The following is a 16736-nucleotide window of genomic DNA, read 5'->3' as shown; positions in this document are numbered from 1 at the left end:
TTGGCCCCGGTGATGGCCGCTCTCCGGGGACCGTAGAATGGACAGCGGATGGGTTGACCAGGCGGCCGCGCGTCACGCAAGTGGCTCGAGGAACGTCCGGGCTCCGCAGAGCAGGGTGGTGGGTAACGCCCACTCGGGGTAACCCGCAGGCCAGTGCCACAGAGAACAGACCGCCTGCGTGCCGTGGGTGCTTGCACACGCGGCGGGGCAGGTAAGGGTGAAACGGTGGTGTAAGAGACCACCAGCTTCCCGGGTGACCGGGAAGGCTAGGTAAACCCCACCCGGAGCAAGGCCAGACAGGGCACGTTTGAGGGCTGCTCGCCCGAGTGTCCGGGTAGGCCGCTGGAGGGCGTCGGCAACGGCGTCCGTAGATGGATGGTCGCTACTCCCGCGCTGGCAACGGCGCGGGAACACAGAACCCGGCGTATCGGTCAACCCATCCACCCCAACGACGTTCGGTGCCCGTGGAGTCATCCTTCTGCGATTGAATCGAGGTGGGAGGAGTGTTGGGGTAAAGTTATCGGCGCAGACTGTGGCGCAGCGTTCACGGCGCTCCTCACCACATTTGAGTTTAGCCCCCGTATGGAATCCAGCCGGATTGGACGGCCCGCACCGCACCAGCGAAGGTGAGGATGGCGGAGAACGCTGGTCACCAGTCGCCGGTAGAATCTAAAGACTACAACTAGCAAAAATGGGGAAAAGATATCGTGATACCTGGCCTTGAGGTGCGCCGCGAAACTGACCGACTTAATCGTGCAGGAACCCTCGCAGCGCGAGAAAAAGACGTAGCGAAAGCGCGAGAGCTTTTTGCCGAAGCGTTGGGCAAGGACATCTATGCATGCCAGGACGACTGGGATCTCCTGAATGAGTCGACCCGTGCATTCCGGGCGCGCGTGCAGCTAAGGAACCTGCTTCGTCTTCGCTTGGTTCCCATGACCCGTGCGGCCAAGGCTTTCAACGCAGAGTATGTGATGCCCGAGGATTGGAAGCCGAAGGTGTTCGTCTACTGGGGGCAGGGTTTCGAGAACGCCCCAGAGATTGTTAAATTCTGCCATGCGGAACTTCTTCGCCTTCACGATGCCGACGACATCGTGGTCCTCACCGACGAGAACTTATCCGACTGGGTGGAGCTGCCAGCAGACCTGCGGGAAATGCTGGGCGAGAATCGAACCGCGTTCTCGGATGTGCTGAGGTTCGAGCTGCTCGCCAAATATGGTGGTATCTGGATCGATGCCACGTGCCTTCCCACGGTACGCCTCGTGGATCACTTTGACGAGCTGGTCGGCCAGGCAGGCTTCTTCGCCTTTGAGACGAAGGAGAAAACCATTTCCAGCTGGTTCCTCGCGAGCCGTCCTGATAACTACCTAACCCATCTCGTCAGGGACTCAATGAGGCTTTACTGGCGAGTGTTTGACCGGCCCGTGACGTACTTCTATCTCCACTTTATTTTCCAACTTTTGCATACGATGGATAACCGATCGGACAGGATCTGGGCCAAAGTACCAAGACCGAAATACGATCCGCGGACTTTCGGCCGTGTTCTCAAACGTCGGGCAGATGAAGTCGACGCCGAAAAGATCGTGGGTGCCAGTATTGTGCATAAGTTGTCGTACAAGCGAGACCCCTCGGAAGTGGGGCCGGGTACAGTGTTCCACGAGCTAATCCATGGCTCATTTTTGAGGCGCTAGTCTGAGCAGTGGCTTGAATGATATCCCGGAGACGTCGAGGGGTCGTCGAGTCCTGGGTATGTTTCGACGGAGATGGGCAACCGCGCCTGTCCGACAGGCCCGGTGCGATGGCCGGCCGGTGCAACACCTCTCTGTTTACCTAAATATGCAGACGCTTGGCTGGCTATTTCGCAGCCGAGCGTCTGCACGGGCAGCCTTTGAAGCGGAGGTGCCACCACAAGGAGGTTAACTTCCCTTTTCGCATGCCTTAGGTACTTTCCTCCGGCGCCGTTGCGCTCATCGGCTCGCCTTGCTGTAGTCGGGGTACTTGAAGTTGGGGTAGTCCGGCTCCAGGACGGTCATGTTCCAGTACGCGGACTTCTTGACTGTGCTTGCGTCGGGCTTGTAGTACGGCTTGGACAGAGAGAGGTGCGGGCGCTCCCAGGCCGTGTGCATGCGGACGACCTTCGCCGGGGTCCCTACGGCTATGCAGTTGTTCGGGATTTCGCCCTTCACCAAGGAACCCGCGCCAATTACTGATCCATCCCCAACAGTCGCTCCGCCGAGGAGGACTGACCCGTTGGAGAGCCAAACATGGTTGCCAATCACCACAGGCTTTGATGGGTTAACCCGTTCACCGGACCTGACATCGAAGATGGCGTGCGCGTCATCGGTACGGACCTGGCAGCCGACGGCGAACATGCAGTCATTGCCAACTGTCAGCGTTTGCCCCTCAACACATGTCATGCTGACGCTTTGTGTAGCCGTCACGTCGTCTCCGATAATTACGGTGGAGTCTTGGCCGATGCGTATGTATGCCGCGAAATTCCCGTTCTTGTGACCTCCGATCCGGCCCACTCCGTTGTCGCAGTCGAAGCTGAAGTGCACCCTGCGCAAGTTTGCAGTCTCAGCGACTTCGAGGGTGTTGTTGGATCCCCTGAACTCAACCGTGACGTCACGGCCACCCGTGCCGGAGTAAATGATGGTGTTGCCTTTGTCGTCCCGGTAGGGTGCCAGCGCGGTGATAGTCATGCTTCCGATGATACCGACGGGTAGTGGCCCCTATCGCCACCACGTCGTGCTGTCCATGCGGCTGCTTTAGCAGTAAGCCAGAGCGATGGCGGACGTCCGGGGATCCAGCCTAGCGGCCCTCCCGGCGCCCATGTGAGTCATTTCACGCTTCGCCGGCTACTTGGCGGACCGAGCGCCGACCTAGAATAGATAGCGAACGTAGAAGTTCTGCCACCGGGTCTGCGTTCGCAGCCGGTGGTTTTTCTTTGCGGCACATGCGGGCGCCGGGGTGGACCGAATCCCCGGCGACGCCCAGGTTCCGGATAACGTCCGGCGGCCGACTTCCACATACGAGGACGTATGTGGCGGATTCTAGGAAGGTAGTTCTGTGAGCCAGACGTCAGATTCTTGTCTTGATACGTGGATGGGCCGTGAGGCGCTCGCCGAGGCCATGATCCCGGTGATCGGCCGGCTGTACCGCGAGAACAACGTGGTGACCTCCATCCACGGCCGCAGCCTCATTAACAAGTCCACCATGAACATCCTCAAGGCGCACCGTTTCGCCCGCCGGATGAGCAAGGAAGAGCTGCGCCTCGAAGAGACCGCCCCGCTGCTGGACGCGCTGACCAAGCTGGAACTCGGCGCGGCAGCCATCGACATCGCGCGCCTCACCGAGAAGTACCGTGCCGAGGGCGACGGCGTCAGCCTGGATGAGTTCCTCCGTGAGGAACTGGCCGACGTTGTCGGCAAGCGCGGCGGCGACGACCGCACCAGCACCGACGTCGTCCTCTACGGCTTCGGCCGCATCGGCCGGCTCCTGGCCCGCCTCCTGATCGAAAAGGCCGGTGGCGGCCACGGCCTGCGGCTGCGCGCCATCGTGGTCCGCCGCGGCTCGGACAATGACCTGGCCAAGCGTGCCAGCCTGCTGCGCCGCGACTCGGTCCATGGCTCCTTCGAAGGCACCATCAAGGTAGACCTCGAGAACGACACGATCACCGCCAACGGCGTGCAGATCCAGGTCATCTACTCGGACAATCCCGCCACGGTCGACTACTCGGCCTACGGCATCCGCGACGCCCTGGTGGTCGACAACACCGGCCGCTGGCGCGATGCGGAGGGCCTGTCCCAGCACCTGCAGAGCAAGGGCGTTTCCCGCGTGCTCCTCACGGCTCCGGGCAAGGGCGACTTGAAGAACATCGTCCACGGCATCAACCAGGCGACGATCGCTGACTCCGACAAGATCGTTTCCGCGGCTTCCTGCACCACCAACGCCATCACCCCGGTCCTGAAGGCGATCAATGACCGTTACGGTGTGGTGCACGGCCACGTCGAGACCGTCCACTCCTTCACCAACGACCAGAACCTGATCGACAACTTCCACAAGGGCGACCGCCGCGGGCGGTCCGCCGCGCTGAACATGGTCATCACCGAGACGGGTGCCGCAAAGGCCGTGGCGAAGGCCCTGCCCGAGCTCCTCGGCAAACTTACGGGCAGCTCCATCCGCGTCCCCACCCCGGACGTGTCCCTGGCCATCCTCAACCTCAGCCTGGAAAACGGCACCACCAAGGATGAGGTCAACGACTACCTGCGGGAGATGTCGCTGCACTCGGAGCTGCGCAAGCAGATCGACTACATCGATTCCCCCGAAGTTGTCTCCACTGACTTCGTCGGCTCCCGCCGCGCGGGCATCGTCGACGGCCTGGCCACGATCTCGAACGACAAGAACCTCGTCCTCTACGTCTGGTACGACAACGAGTTCGGCTACAGCTGCCAGGTAGTCCGCGTCATGGAGGAAATGGCCGGCGTGAACCCGCCGTCGTTCCCCGCCAAGGATGCGGCCTCGATCCTGGCGGCCGCGGGTCTGCCGGCCGAGGTCTGACACCACGGCACGCCCCTGACCGGGACGTTTTGTTCCTTTCCCGGCCGATCCTCTGGAATCGGCCGGGAAAGGCCCCCACAATGGAGCCATGGAACAGAACTCGGCTGTGGACCACGAAACCACCCTTGAACGTGCCCTGGACATCGCCCGCCGGAACGCCAAGGAAGCAAAGCGGCTCTTCGACGATGCCCTTGCCAAACGGGACGCCGGCGAGATCGACGACGCAAGGGTCAAGCAGCTCGAGGAGCTGATGATCATTGCCAACGAAGACCTGCTGCGGGTGACCAAGGAGCAGTAGACCCGCGGAACGTACGGCTCCTGCGGGGCGGCCACTCGGCCTCCACACTGTGGACAACGCAGGAAGCATCTTCTCCCTGCCCTAGGCTTCTGGCATGCAGCAGGAAAGCCCCGCTTTGAACCGCAGCGGCCGGGTCCGGTCGTGACGCTCACGTGGGCGGAGTTCCGCCGGGCGCGTCGCCGTTCCCGTCTGGCGTGGGCGATCCTGGCCACCGGGGTGTCCGTTGTCATTGGAGGACTGGCCTGGTTTTTCGCGGTCGGCCAGTTCGCTGCCGTGGGGCCGCCGGCCAACGGGCCCCGCGAGGCGCCGGTACTCGCCCAAGGCTGGATGAAAGCCGTGCCCTCCGTCCGCGCTGTCCCGCCCGGAGCTGCGGCTGCCTTGCTGGACACGCTGACGGTCAAGGGACGGGCCGCGATGGGCAATTATGACCGGGCGGCATTCGGCCAGGCGTGGCTGGACGTGGACCGGAACGGCTGCGATACCCGCAACGACATCCTCCGCCGGGACCTCGCGGACGTTGCCTTCACCGAAGCCTCAAGCTGCCGGGTGGCCGGAGGATCCTTCGAGGAACCCTATACCGGGCGGAAGATCTCCTTCCGCCGGGGCGCCGACAGCAGCAAAGCCGTGCAGATCGACCACGTCGTGGCACTCGGGGATGCCTGGCAGAAAGGGGCGCAACAGCTAACCGCGGAACAGCGCCAACACCTGGCAAACGATCCGCTGAACCTCATCGCCGTTGACGGGCCGGCGAACCAGGACAAGAGCGCGTCCGACGCCGCCACCTGGCTCCCGCCGAACAAAAACTTCCGCTGCCACTATGTCGCCCGGCAGATCTCGGTCAAGGCCGCCTACCGGCTTTGGGTCACGCCGGCGGAGAAGGACGCGATGAAACGCGTCCTGGGATCCTGCCCGCAACAGCAGACGATTGTCCCGCACCGGGTCCAGGCCGTCCGCTGAGGACCCGGAGGGACGGGGATGAGGGGTTGACGGTACCCGGTTGACGTGCTCCGTAGACTGCAGCAATGGACATTGTGCGATACGTGACGCCGTTGCTTGGCAAGTCGCAAGGAGAAAACCGCTTCCGGCTCATGCCAACGGACGACTACAAGGACTCGGCGGCCACCGCCACAGTGAAGGTGACCGCGGCGCACTTCGCGAGCGTCGCGTACACCTGGTCAGACGGAGAGAGCCCGCAGGAAGGTCTGTTGCTGCTGGCCGGCGGCTCGTCCGATGCGGAGCCGGCCACCGCGGTGTGGCTGGACTCGTGGCACACGGGCCGGGCGCTGATGCAGTTCTCCGGGACCGTGGGCGCGGACGGCGTCCTCCGGCTCAACGGCTCCTACGCGGCGCCGAGCGGACCGGACTGGGGCTGGCAGATCCACATCCACCCGGGTGAAGGCCGGGGCGGTCGCATCACCATGCACAACGTCGTCCCGGGTGAGGACCCCTACCAGGTGGTGGAGCTGGTACTCGAACGGTAGGGTACCGGCATGGACATCATCCTGGTACCCGGATTCTGGTTGGATGCCTCCTCGTGGGAGGAGGTCACCCCGCCGCTCGTTGCGGCCGGGCATGCGGTCCACCCGCTCACCCTGCCGGGCCTGGAGTCAGTCGATGCGCCGCGCGCCGGCATCGGACTGCGCACGCACATCGACGCAGTCGTAGCGAAGATCGATTCCTTCGACGCTCCGGTGGTCCTCGTCGGTCATTCGGGCGGGGGAGCGATTATCCATGGCGCCGTCGACGCCCGTCCGGACCGGGTGGCCCGGGCAATCTACGTGGACAGCGGCCCGCTCGGGGACGGCGGCGTGATCAACGATGAACTTCCCGACGACGGCGACGACGTTCCGCTGCCGCCTTGGGACCTTTTCGACGACGAGGACCTCGTGGACCTGAGTGCGGAACTGCGGGCCATGTTCCGGGCCCGCGCGATCCCGCAGCCAAAAGGAGTGGCCCAGGACCAGCAGCATCTGACGGACGAGCGCCGCTTCCAGGTCCCTGCCACCGTGATCGCCTGTGAGTTTCCGTCCTCGATGCTGACCGAGATGATTGAGGCCGGCCACCCGTATGTGGCCGAACTCGGGCGGATGAGAGCCGTCGATTACGTGGACCTGCCCACCGGCCACTGGCCGCAGTTCACGAAGCCCGCTGAGCTGGGCGCCGCGATCCAGGCCGCCGTCGGCCGCGCTTCGGCGAGCTAGCCGGCCGGGTCACTCAAGCCGGGTTCGTCAGTGCCCGAACGGATCCGGGTCCACGCCCGGCATCCAGGTCAGGCCGGGGACGCCCCAGCCGCTTTTCTTGGCCTGCTTCATGGCCTTGCGCGCGTACCGGTCGATCAGCCGGTTGACGTAGAGCTTGCCATCGAGGTGGTCGTATTCGTGCTGGATCACCCGGGCGAACCATCCCGTGGCCTCGAAGTCCACGGGGTTCCCGTCGCCGTCGAAGCCCTGCACGCGGGCCCATTCGGCGCGCTTGAGCGGGTACTGTCCACCGGGAAAAGACAGGCAGCCTTCCTCTTCCTCGTCCGGGTCCGGCAGTGCCCCGGAGACCTTGGAGAGGGTCAGCACGGGGTTGACGAGGACGCCGGACGGCGGCGCGCCGTCGTCGTTGGCGTACCTGTAGACGAAGAGCCGCTTGCCCACCCCGACCTGCGGTGCGGCCAGGCCCACGCCGTTGGCGGCATCGTTGGTCTCGAACATGTCCGCGATCAAGGTGCGGAGCTCGTCGTCGAAGACGTCCACTTCCGCTGCCCGGCGGTGCAGAACGGGCTCGCCCCAGATCGTGATTGGCAGAACGGTCATCTCAGCTGTTTCCTCGAATGCTTCTTGGCGGGTGCGTGGGGACGCTCAGCCGGCGATGGTGCGGCCGACGACGTCGCGCATGATTTCGTTGGTGCCGCCGAAAATCGTCAGCAGCCGGGCGGCGAGAAAGGCCTGGGCTACGGGGTATTCCATGATGTAGCCGTAGCCGCCGTGCAGTTGGAGGCAGCGGTCGGTGATCGACTTGGCGCGCTCGGAGGCCCACAGTTTGGCGCGGGCGGCGGCGGCGGCGTCGAGCTCTCCGGCGTTGAAAGCCAGGATTGCCTGGTCCACGTAGGCTTCGGTGACCTCGACCTCGGTGAGGATGTCCGCTAGTTCAAAGCGGGTGTTCTGGAAGTCGATAATCCGCTCGCCGAACGCGTTGCGTTCCTTCGTGTAGCCGACGGTCGCCTCGTAGATGGCGCGGACGACGGCGGAACTTGCGGTGGCGATCGCGAGCCGGCCCTGGGGGAGCTGTTCGGCGGCGTACTGCAGGCCCTTGCCCTCCTCGCCCACCAAATCGGCGTGCGGGACGCGGACGTTGTCGAAAAACAGTTCGGCCGTGTCCGAGGCCTTGAGGCCCATCTTGTCCAGCTGCCTGCCGGTGTTGTAGCCCTCGCCCTTGCGGACCAGGAATAGGGAGAAGGAGTCGTGCTTTCCCCGCCCGGAGCTGCCGTCGGTGCGGGCCAGGACCAGGGACGCGTCGCCGGAGATGCCGTTTCCGATGAAGGTCTTCTGGCCGCTGACCAGCCAGTCGTCGCCGTCGCGGACGGCTTTGGTGCGGATGCCGCGCAGATCCGAGCCGGCGCCGGGCTCGGTCCACGCGACTGAGGTCACAATTTCGCCGGACGCCATGCCCGGCAGCCAGCGGCCCTTCAGGTCATCGGAGCCGTAGGCCAGCAGGTGGGGGAGGACCATGTCATCGTGCAGGTGGAAGGCGAGGCCCACCGCGAGGTGGTTGCTCCTGGCGAACTCCTCGTCCAGCACGGCCCGGAAGCGGTAGTCGTCCATGCCCATGCCGCCGAACTCTTCAGGCACTGCCAGGCCCAGCAGGCCCTGCTCGCCGGCCGCCGTCCACAGCTCCCGGGACATCATGTGATCCTGGTCCCATTGTGCGTAGTGCGGGGCGATGGCGCGCGCATTGAATTCCGCCGCCATCTCACGGAACATCTCGTGGTCTTCTTCAAAGAGCGTGCGCTTCATTGCAGTCCTTCCGTTGACAGGTCCTTGGACGACGCTGGACAGACAACAAAGGCCGCACCGGATATCCGGTACGGCCTTCGTCTAAGGTCGGACAATCATGCCGTCCTTCATGAGGGTGAGCGACGGGGGTTGAACCCGCGACCTCCTGGACCACAACCAGGCGCTCTGCCAACTGAGCTACGCCCACCATGTGCCCCGCCATGCCGTCCGGTTGAACCGGCTGGCTGAAAAGGCAACGACAAATAGCTTACCTGCTGTTCGGGGGTGCTTTCGCCACTTTTCGGGTTTTTGGCAAAAAATTCCGCAAAACGTGGCGCAGATTACCCCGGGGCTACTCCGCCGGGGCAGCCTCCGGCGTCTCCATGACCTTTTTGGCGATCTGCTGCGCCGTGGCGCTGTCCGGTCCGGGGGCCGGCACGAAGACGGCCTCTCGGTAGTAGCGCAGTTCGTCGATGGAGTCCTTGATGTCGCCGAGGGCGCGGTGGCCGCCCAACTTGGCGGGGGACTGGAAGTAGGCCCGCGCGAACCAGCGACGCGAGAGCTCCTTGATGGTGCTCACGTCGATGACCCGGTAGTGCAGGTGTTCCACCAGCTCCGGCATGTCCCGGACCAGGAAGACGCGGTCGGTTCCCACCGAGTTGCCGCCCAGCGGTGCCTTCTTGGGATCCGGCACCCACTTCTTGATGTAGTCCAGGACGATGGCCTGGGCTTCCGCCATGGTCTTGCCGTGCGGCAGCTCCGCCAGCAACCCGGACCGGGTATGCATATCGCGCACAAAATCCCCCATCTGGGCCAGCGCGGCGTCGTCCGGCTTGATGACGACGTCGACGCCTTCGCCCAGGATGTTGAGCTCGGAGTCGGTCACCAGGGCGGCCACTTCGATGAGGGCATCGTTCTTGGTGTCCAGGCCGGTCATTTCGCAGTCGATCCAGACGATGCGTTCGTTAGTTATAGGCACGCGCCCAGCCTACCGTTTCGTCGTCCCAGAGCTGTCCGGTGCTAGGATTTCGGGTACGCGGCCGTCGAACTTTTTCGTCATCGCGGCGTGCCCCCGGGCCGGGTCACCCGGCCGCCTGCGGGCGGATTCAAGCCCCACGACAGATTGGACGATCCTGAGATGACGGCGCCTGTACCTGCGACGGGGACTGTGGTCGAAGGTACGTCCTCCTCGGCAGTTTTGGCTGATGTGGACAACGCCCGATCCCCGCTGCTGGCAGGGTTCGTCGGATCAATGTTTATGGCGATCGGCTCGCTCGGCGTCGGCTGGCTCGCGCCGGCCTCCGAACTGCGCAGGGTCCCGTTGTTCATCTGGATGCGCACCGAAGCCTTTGGCGTCGGCCTCTGCATTGTCCTCCTGGCCGTCGGAGGGATGCTGCTGGTCCGTTCCTGGCTCCGGCTGGGTCAGCGCGTGCGTGTCTGGGGCGCCGACGCCCGGAAGGCGACCCTCCAGGCGGTGGTGGTCTGGGGGCTGCCGCTGATGTTCTCCGTGCCGCTGTTCAGCCGGGACGTCTACGCCTATATCGGCCAGGGCCGCCTGATGGTGGAGGGCTTCAACCCCTACGAAAATGGCATTTCAGCGCTGTCCAACTACTTCCAGCTCGGCGCTGACAAGATGTGGACCGAGGCGCCCGTTCCGTACGGCCAGCTCTTCCTCTGGATCGAGCAGTTCGTTGTCTGGTCCACGAACGTGCATCCGGAAGGCAGCATCATGCTGTTCCGGCTCGCCGCGCTGGTAGGAATCATCCTGTGCGTGATCTACGTCCCCAAGCTTGCCGAGCTTCATGGCGTCAACCCGCACCGCGCGCTGTGGCTAACGGCGGCCAACCCGCTGTTCCTCATCAATTTCATCGCCAGCGTCCACAACGATGCGCTGATGATCGGGCTGGCCCTCGCGGGCCTGTATTACTGTGCCACCCGCCGGGTGATCCTCGGACTCGTGCTCGTCACACTGTCGATCTCGGTCAAGCCGATCACGATCGTGTTCCTGCCCTTTATCGGCCTGCTCTGGGCCGGCAAGAACGCCAGCTGGCCGCGAAAATTCGTGTACTGGGCGCTCACGGCCGGGATCAGCCTGGCGCTGCTCTACGCGATGAGCCTGATCAACGGTTTCGGCTTCGGCTGGATCAACGGGCTGTCCGCCCCGGGCAGCATCTGGATCTGGTACGCCCCGATCGGCCTGCTCGGCCTCGTCGTCGCCTCGATCTCCAATGCCTTCGGCCTCGACGGCTGGGGGCTCGCCAAGTGGGTGTACGACGCCGGCAAGCTGCTTGCGGTGGGGATCGTCGCCTGGCAGATTTTCCGCGGTGACCACGACCGTCTGATGCGACGCCTGACGCTGGCGTTCGCCGCCGTCGTCGTCCTGGCCCCGATGATCCAGTCCTGGTACGTCGTCTGGCTGATTCCGCTGTTCGCCGTCACCGGCATCCGCGACGACTGGCAGGTCAAGGCGCTGTACTTCATCGTCTCCTTCTTCATGGTGTACGCGATCTCGGACCAGCTGGAAGTGTTCCCCTACCTGCAGACGGCCGACCTCGGCTTGGCCCTCGCGCTGGCCCGCAACGCGGCGGCTATTATCGCGCTGCTGTTCGCGCTGTACCTGATCTTCCTCGACCCGAAGACCAAGATGTTGTTCAGCAAGCCGGAGGAGCCGGTCACCACCCGGCCGGTCATCTAGACCCGTACGCCCGGACTCAGCGCGGCAGTTTCCGGAGTGCTTCGGCGGTGGAGAGCGGACTGAGCCCGGAGCGGTGCCGTTCCACGAATGTTCGGACCCAGTCCGGATCTGTAGCGGAATAGTCCCGCAGCGCCCAGCCGATCGCCTTCCGGATGAAGAACTCCTGATCGCCGAGATTGGCCTCGATCACGTCTCCGAGCAGGGCCGTGTCGGTGGCGGACTTGGCGCCGAGCTGCGCCGTGATCGAGGCCCGGCGGATCCAGAAGTCGCCGTCCGTGCTCCAGCGGCGCAGCAGGGCCGCCATCTCCGGCCGGTGGGCCAGCAGCAGTGCCCGCAGCCGGTGCGACACGCCGTCCACCAGATCCCACCAGGCGCCGCTGCGGATGATTTCCTCATACACCGGCAGCATGCTGAATTCACCCGCCGCGAAGCGGAGCCCGGTCAGGTCGATGGCGGCATACCGTTCCTCGCGCCAGTCGGCGCTGCGCCAGAGCTCCTGCACAGTCGAGATCAGCTCTTCCAGCGACGCTGGCGGAAGCTCCCTGGCGGCGGTCGTCACGATCCGGCGGACCGCCGGAACGCGCACGCCCAGCGAAGGCATCTCCGATTTCATGTACGCCTGCGCTCCGGCGGCCCGGGCAGGATCGGCCTCGGTCCGCAGCTCGGAACGGATAGCGGCGATCAGTTCAGCGTTGGCCATGAGGCAACTTTAGCCACGGCCCCGGGGGCTCTAGAGTTGGAGCCATGTCCATGATCAAGACTCCCGCCGAAATTGCCCTGATGCGCGCGGCGGGCAGGGTGGTTGCCAGCACGCTTGCTAAAGTCCGGGATGCCGCCGCGGTCGGGGTTTCCCTGAAGGAACTCGACACCGTGGCCGCGGCGTCGATCGCCGAGGCGGGCGCAACCCCTGCCTTCCTGAACTACAAGCCGCGCTGGGCGTCAGTGCCGTTCCCCGGGGTCATCTGCACCAGCGTCAATGACGCCGTCGTGCACGGCATACCCAACGACTACAGGCTCAAGGACAGCGACCTGCTGAGCGTCGACTGCGGCGCGTTCCTTGACGGCTGGTGCGGCGACGCCGCCATCAGCTTCATTGTGGGGACGCCGGACCCGGCGGACCAGGAGTTGATCGACGCCACCGACGCCGCCCTGGCCCGGGGCATCGACGCTGCCAGGATCGGGAACAAGATGGGCGACCTGGGCTACGCAATTGGCGGGGCGGCACGCCGTGGAGGCTACGGCCTCCTGGCCGACCACGGCGGCCACGGGATCGGCAAAACCATGCACGCCGAGCCGGACGTCCCCAATGATGGCCGCCCGGGCCGCGGCATCAAGCTGACCGAGGGCCTGGTCATCGCGATCGAGCCAATGCTGATCCTCGGGGGCAATGATGACTATTTCCACGACGACGACGAATGGACCCTCCGCTCGGCCAACGGGCGCCGCGCGGCGCACAGCGAGCACACCGTGGCGGTCACGGCCGACGGCCCGGTCATCCTGACCCTGCCTTAGGCGGGGTAGCGGAGGTACTGGGTCCGCCGCGGGGTTCATCTTTAGCGGCGGCCGCTGCTCCTGATCCGCTGCCGGTGGGCGGCGAGCCGGAGCTGGATGATGCGCGCGGCGCCGGCGATGGCCACCAGCACTCCGCCCCCGACGGCGGCGATGAACAGGGCGATGCCCAGCGCGACAGCTCCTTGCAGGCCAAAGAATTTCACCTGGACGTAGTCCTGGTTCTGCAGGATGAACGCGATCAGCAGGATCAGCACCACCAGGGCGCTTGCGACGGCAACCCAGACCATTCCCGCGCGGGTGACTCGGCGTGGTTCCGGATCGACGGAGTCGGATCGCTCCGTCCGGGCCGTGCCGACCGGGCCATCCTTCGCGGCCACGCTGTCCGTGTACGGTGCTGTCGCAGGTTCGGTCGCCATGTCCGGGTCCGTCCCGGTGGATGAAGCCTGGTCGGCGTATCCGTCCCCGGCGTAGCCGGAGGTGCCGGCAGTGCGCGGCTGCTGCGCGGAGGTCGTCTCGTTGGGGTCGAACTCTCGGGGTGTCTGGGTCATGGCGGCCGTACCTTTCACGAGTCGTCCCGCCGGGCGGGAAGAGCGGCTCGACGCCGATGCGGCGTCCGTTCTGGCGGCGGAGGCCGGGTTCTTCCGGTCACTGCCTGTCAAATCAATAGTAAGCCTACTGATGATGATCAGGCGCATCCCAGCGGATCCTGCCGCTGTTGGCAGCGCCGATGCGGCGGTATAACGTCGCTTTCAGGGATGCCCGACGGAGGGGGTGCGGCCGTGACCATTATTGACAATGCCGTCTACGTGGACGGTCTCCGGACCGCTGACCCGGAAAATTTGGACGAGACGTACTTCGTCCTACGGCAACGCCAGGGCATGGCTTGGATCGGGCTCTACCGGCCGGATGCGGAGGAGCTGCGTTCGGTCGCTGAGGAATTCGACCTCAACCATCTGGCCGTCGAGGATGCCCTCGCCGGCCACCAGCGAGCAAAGTTGGAGCACTACGGCGAGACCCTGTTTCTGGTGCTGCGCCCGGCCCGCTATCTGGATGATCTGGAGAAGGTCGAGTTCGGCGAAATCCACGTCTTCACCGGTGCGGATTTTGTGGTGACAGTCCGCCGCGCCGAATCTCCCGACCTGGGCCGGGTCCGGCGACGGATGGAGTCCGACCCCGGCTTCCTGGCACTCGGGCCGGACGCCGTGCTCTACGCGATTCTCGACCAGGTGGTGGACGAGTACGAGCCGGTGGCCGCCGGACTCGAGAACGATGTCGACGAAATTGAAGACGATCTCTTTGCTGCTGACCCCGGGGTGTCCCGCCGGATCTACGAGCTTTCGCGGCAAGTCATCATGTTCCAGCGGGCGACGGCGCCACTGACCGCCATCCTGCAGACCTTGATGGCGGAGTCGCGGAACCGTCATCCGGGGCCTGAGTTGCAGGACCACTTCCGGGATGTCCTGGACCACGTGCTGCGCCTCAGCGAGCGGATCACCGCCTTCCGCGCCCTGCTCCAGAATGCCCTGGCAGTCAATGCGGCACTCGTTGCCCAGCGGCAGAACGACGAGATGCGGCTGCTGACTGAATCGAGCTATTCCCAGAACGAACAGGTCAAGAGGATATCCTCATGGGCGGCAATCCTATTCGCACCAACCTTGATCGGCACGATTTATGGAATGAACTTCCGCTCGATGCCTGAACTCGACTGGGTCTTTGGCTACCCGATGGCCTTGGGCCTGATGGTGGGGATGGGCCTTGCGCTGTTCTGGACGTTCAAGCACAACAAATGGATCTAGGGTTCCGGCCCTCGCCTGCGGCGCTTGAGCGAAAAAATTAAGTGCCCGCCGGTGGTGAGGAACCGGCGGGCTATGCAGTTGTCTATTCAGTTGACCCGTGCAGCAAGTCTGTGGTTCCTCAACCGTTTTCTGCGCACGGCGCGAGCTGCTAAGTGATGGTCAGTTCGCGCTCACTCCCTGCCAAAAATAAAACTCCGCAGCTTGCAACAATAACGCTAGTTCCTGAACCCTTGGAAAAGCTGGGAAGTCGACCGGGCAGCGCTGTTGAGTTCCGATGGGATGCCACCGCCGGTCCGTGGCGGCGGACGGCGCGCATCGGCAGTTGAGCGCTGACAGGGCGCCGATGAAGATCCTCCAGAAACACGAAGCGGCCCTGACTTTGCGTTTCCGCAGGCCAGAGCCGCTTTTCTTGGTGCCCCAGGAGGGAATCGAACCCCCGACCGGCGGATTAGAAGGCCGCTGCTCTATCCCCTGAGCTACTGGGGCATCAGCGTCCGCCCGGTCGCTGCCGGGCTACGCCTCAAAAAGTTTACAGTGCGTTGCGCCCGAACGTGGGCAGGGACAAGGTGGGCCGGTTGTCCGGCATGGCCGAACTGGTCCCCAACACCCTCCCCGGGCCGTAGTTTTCCACATGGCGTTCTCGGGACCTCCCCGCTGGGCGGCGCCTGTCCGAAGCTGGAAGAGCCTGCTTAGGCACGACGATTCGAGACAGGACAGAAGAATGAGTGACAACATCACCGTCCGTGGCTTCGTCGCCACGGAGATCAAAAGCTCGACCACGCCCGGGGGTGTGGCTACGGCGAATTTCCGTTTGGGGTCCACCGACCGGCGGTTCGACCGCAACGCCAACGCGTGGATCGACGGGAACACGAACTGGTTCACTGTGCAGGGCTACCGACAGTTGGCGGGAAACATGGGCTGCAGCATCAAGAAGGGACAGCGAGTCATCGTCGTTGGCCGGCTGAAAATGCGCAGCTGGGAAAAGGACGGCCGCGTTCATTACGTGGCAGAGATCGATGCCGAATCCGTTGGGCACGATCTGATGTGGGGCTCGGCGAACTACATTCGCACGGCCGGTGCAGGTGGGCAGGGAACCGCCGCCTCCTCGGCTGGGGCGGTCGGCGACGACGAGCCCCACAGCGAAGATCCGGATGAGGGTGCGGACGGGGATCGCGATGACGCCCACACGATCTTCATCGACGACGCGACCGGTGAGGTGGAGGAGGTCGACGAGCAGACCGGCGAACTGAAGGGAGCCGCAGCCTGATTCCAGTGGTCTCGTGCCAGAATTGCCGGGTGAAGCAGGCGACGACAGGCAAAGGGGTGAGGCCAGGGACGTCGGAAGGACTGAGCTGGCGGCAGAGCGGTGCCAGCCCTGGACGGTGGCGCCTGGCGTTGCCAGGGGTTCTGGCACTGTCGCTGCTGCTAACGGTCGCCTGCTCGGAAGGCGCTGGCGTCGGTGGCAGTCGGATCGATTCGGTGCCCCCGTCCGCTTCCCCGGTAGTGGCGCCCCCGGCAGTGGCGCCGGTCCAGGCCGCAGGGGCGTCTACCGCCAAAGCGCCAGTTCCCGCAGTCAGCATGGCGGCGACGGCGGCTGTCGCCACTGCACGGGCAAACCTGGAGAACGCCCTGCGTCGTGCTTTCGCCGGCGGAAAGCCCGGCGCGCAACAAGTGCGGGACGATCTGGTCGCCGCCGGGTTCGCCGCCGCGGACGTACAAGTCACGGCGGGCCGCACTCCCACGGGCCTGGAGGCCGACGCTGTCGAGGTCGGCGTGGAGCAGGGCGGCGACTGCTTGATCGCGCAGGTACGTAGCGGCGAGGTGAGCGTCACCGTCCTTCCGGTGTTGGCGGATGGACGGTGCCTGGTGGGCGCAGCGGGGCCGTAAATGTGAGTTAT

The 16736-nt window shown here is 64.7% G+C and carries 17 protein-coding genes, 2 tRNA genes and 1 other RNA gene; 12 read left to right on the top strand and 8 right to left on the bottom strand.

The annotated features are described in order from the left end of the window. The first annotated feature begins 49 nt into the window (after nucleotides 1–49). Together rnpB and OM977_RS12090 are read left to right on the top strand one after the other, a co-directional pair. Nucleotides 50–443: RNase P RNA component class A (gene rnpB / locus OM977_RS12095), an RNA gene on the top strand. A 264-nt stretch (nucleotides 444–707) separates the two neighbouring features. Continuing rightward, nucleotides 708–1688, top strand: coding sequence for a capsular polysaccharide synthesis protein (locus OM977_RS12090; RefSeq protein WP_264354199.1), 981 nt, complete (start codon nucleotides 708–710; stop codon nucleotides 1686–1688). 276 nt (nucleotides 1689–1964) lie between these two features. On the opposite strand, the gene OM977_RS12085 is transcribed toward OM977_RS12090, so the two are convergent. Further along, nucleotides 1965–2699, bottom strand: a complete 735-nt coding sequence (locus tag OM977_RS12085; RefSeq protein ID WP_264354198.1) for an acyltransferase — start codon at nucleotides 2697–2699, stop codon at nucleotides 1965–1967. 403 nt (nucleotides 2700–3102) lie between these two features. Between OM977_RS12085 and OM977_RS12080 the strand changes: the two genes are divergently transcribed. The 5 genes from OM977_RS12080 (at nucleotide 3103) to OM977_RS12060 (ending at nucleotide 7056) form a co-directional block, all read left to right on the top strand. Beyond that, nucleotides 3103–4557: a glyceraldehyde-3-phosphate dehydrogenase gene (locus OM977_RS12080; RefSeq protein WP_264354197.1), complete on the top strand. Its 1455-nt coding sequence runs from the start codon at nucleotides 3103–3105 to the stop codon at nucleotides 4555–4557. Between the two features lie 88 nt (nucleotides 4558–4645). After that, nucleotides 4646–4855: a hypothetical protein gene (locus tag OM977_RS12075; RefSeq protein ID WP_264354196.1), complete on the top strand. Its 210-nt coding sequence runs from the start codon at nucleotides 4646–4648 to the stop codon at nucleotides 4853–4855. Between the two features lie 141 nt (nucleotides 4856–4996). Then, complete coding sequence (locus tag OM977_RS12070) at nucleotides 4997–5812, top strand: HNH endonuclease family protein (RefSeq protein WP_264354195.1); 816 nt, start codon at nucleotides 4997–4999, stop codon at nucleotides 5810–5812. A 65-nt stretch (nucleotides 5813–5877) separates the two neighbouring features. Continuing rightward, on the top strand, nucleotides 5878–6336 hold the full coding sequence (locus OM977_RS12065) for a DUF1579 family protein (protein ID WP_264354194.1): 459 nt from the start codon (nucleotides 5878–5880) through the stop codon (nucleotides 6334–6336). Nucleotides 6337–6345: 9 nt separating this feature from the next. After that, on the top strand, nucleotides 6346–7056 hold the full coding sequence (locus OM977_RS12060; protein ID WP_264354193.1) for an alpha/beta fold hydrolase: 711 nt from the start codon (nucleotides 6346–6348) through the stop codon (nucleotides 7054–7056). A 27-nt stretch (nucleotides 7057–7083) separates the two neighbouring features. Here OM977_RS12060 and def read toward each other — a convergent pair whose 3' ends face one another. The 4 genes from def to orn all read right to left on the bottom strand — a co-directional run bounded on the left by def (nucleotide 7084) and on the right by orn (nucleotide 9772). Next, on the bottom strand, nucleotides 7084–7656 hold the full coding sequence (gene def, locus OM977_RS12055) for a peptide deformylase (protein ID WP_264354192.1): 573 nt from the start codon (nucleotides 7654–7656) through the stop codon (nucleotides 7084–7086). Between the two features lie 45 nt (nucleotides 7657–7701). Continuing rightward, entirely contained in the window at nucleotides 7702–8856 is a 1155-nt protein-coding gene (locus OM977_RS12050; RefSeq protein ID WP_264354191.1) for an acyl-CoA dehydrogenase family protein, read from the bottom strand. Between the two features lie 114 nt (nucleotides 8857–8970). Next, a tRNA-His gene (locus OM977_RS12045) sits at nucleotides 8971–9043 on the bottom strand. A gap of 144 nt (nucleotides 9044–9187) precedes the next feature. After that, entirely contained in the window at nucleotides 9188–9772 is a 585-nt protein-coding gene (gene orn, locus OM977_RS12040) for an oligoribonuclease (protein WP_264357401.1), read from the bottom strand. A 201-nt stretch (nucleotides 9773–9973) separates the two neighbouring features. Here orn and mptB point away from each other — a divergent pair, with 201 nt between their 5' ends. After that, entirely contained in the window at nucleotides 9974–11530 is a 1557-nt protein-coding gene (gene mptB / locus OM977_RS12035) for a polyprenol phosphomannose-dependent alpha 1,6 mannosyltransferase MptB (protein ID WP_264354190.1), read from the top strand. Nucleotides 11531–11546: 16 nt separating this feature from the next. Here the strand turns inward: mptB and OM977_RS12030 are convergent, their stop codons facing one another. Beyond that, entirely contained in the window at nucleotides 11547–12230 is a 684-nt protein-coding gene (locus OM977_RS12030; RefSeq protein WP_264354189.1) for a DNA alkylation repair protein, read from the bottom strand. Between the two features lie 44 nt (nucleotides 12231–12274). Between OM977_RS12030 and map the strand changes: the two genes are divergently transcribed. Further along, the gene (gene map / locus OM977_RS12025) at nucleotides 12275–13042 is read left to right on the top strand and encodes a type I methionyl aminopeptidase (RefSeq protein ID WP_264354188.1); all 768 of its coding nucleotides are present in this window, start codon (nucleotides 12275–12277) and stop codon (nucleotides 13040–13042) included. 41 nt (nucleotides 13043–13083) lie between these two features. Here the strand turns inward: map and OM977_RS12020 are convergent, their stop codons facing one another. Further along, on the bottom strand, nucleotides 13084–13590 hold the full coding sequence (locus OM977_RS12020) for a LapA family protein (RefSeq protein WP_264354187.1): 507 nt from the start codon (nucleotides 13588–13590) through the stop codon (nucleotides 13084–13086). A gap of 231 nt (nucleotides 13591–13821) precedes the next feature. Here OM977_RS12020 and OM977_RS12015 point away from each other — a divergent pair, with 231 nt between their 5' ends. After that, a complete protein-coding gene (locus OM977_RS12015; protein WP_264354186.1) occupies nucleotides 13822–14838 on the top strand; it encodes a magnesium and cobalt transport protein CorA in 1017 nt (338 codons plus the stop codon). 410 nt (nucleotides 14839–15248) lie between these two features. Here the strand turns inward: OM977_RS12015 and OM977_RS12010 are convergent. Next, nucleotides 15249–15324: transfer RNA gene (locus OM977_RS12010), tRNA-Arg, on the bottom strand. Between the two features lie 235 nt (nucleotides 15325–15559). Here OM977_RS12010 and OM977_RS12005 point away from each other — a divergent pair. Both OM977_RS12005 and OM977_RS12000 read left to right on the top strand, forming a co-directional pair. Next, nucleotides 15560–16105 (top strand): single-stranded DNA-binding protein, encoded by a 546-nt coding sequence (locus tag OM977_RS12005; RefSeq protein WP_264354185.1) that lies wholly within the window; start codon nucleotides 15560–15562, stop codon nucleotides 16103–16105. A gap of 212 nt (nucleotides 16106–16317) precedes the next feature. After that, the gene (locus tag OM977_RS12000) at nucleotides 16318–16725 is read left to right on the top strand and encodes a DUF6993 domain-containing protein (protein WP_264354184.1); all 408 of its coding nucleotides are present in this window, start codon (nucleotides 16318–16320) and stop codon (nucleotides 16723–16725) included. Nucleotides 16726–16736: the final 11 nt, after the last annotated feature.

The sequence above is a fragment of the Pseudarthrobacter sp. MM222 genome (genome assembly GCF_947090775.1).
In the GTDB taxonomy this organism is placed as follows: Bacteria; Actinomycetota; Actinomycetes; order Actinomycetales; family Micrococcaceae; genus Arthrobacter.
The sequence above is the reverse complement of the archived record's forward strand: the minus strand, read 5'-3'. Positions and strand labels throughout refer to the sequence as shown.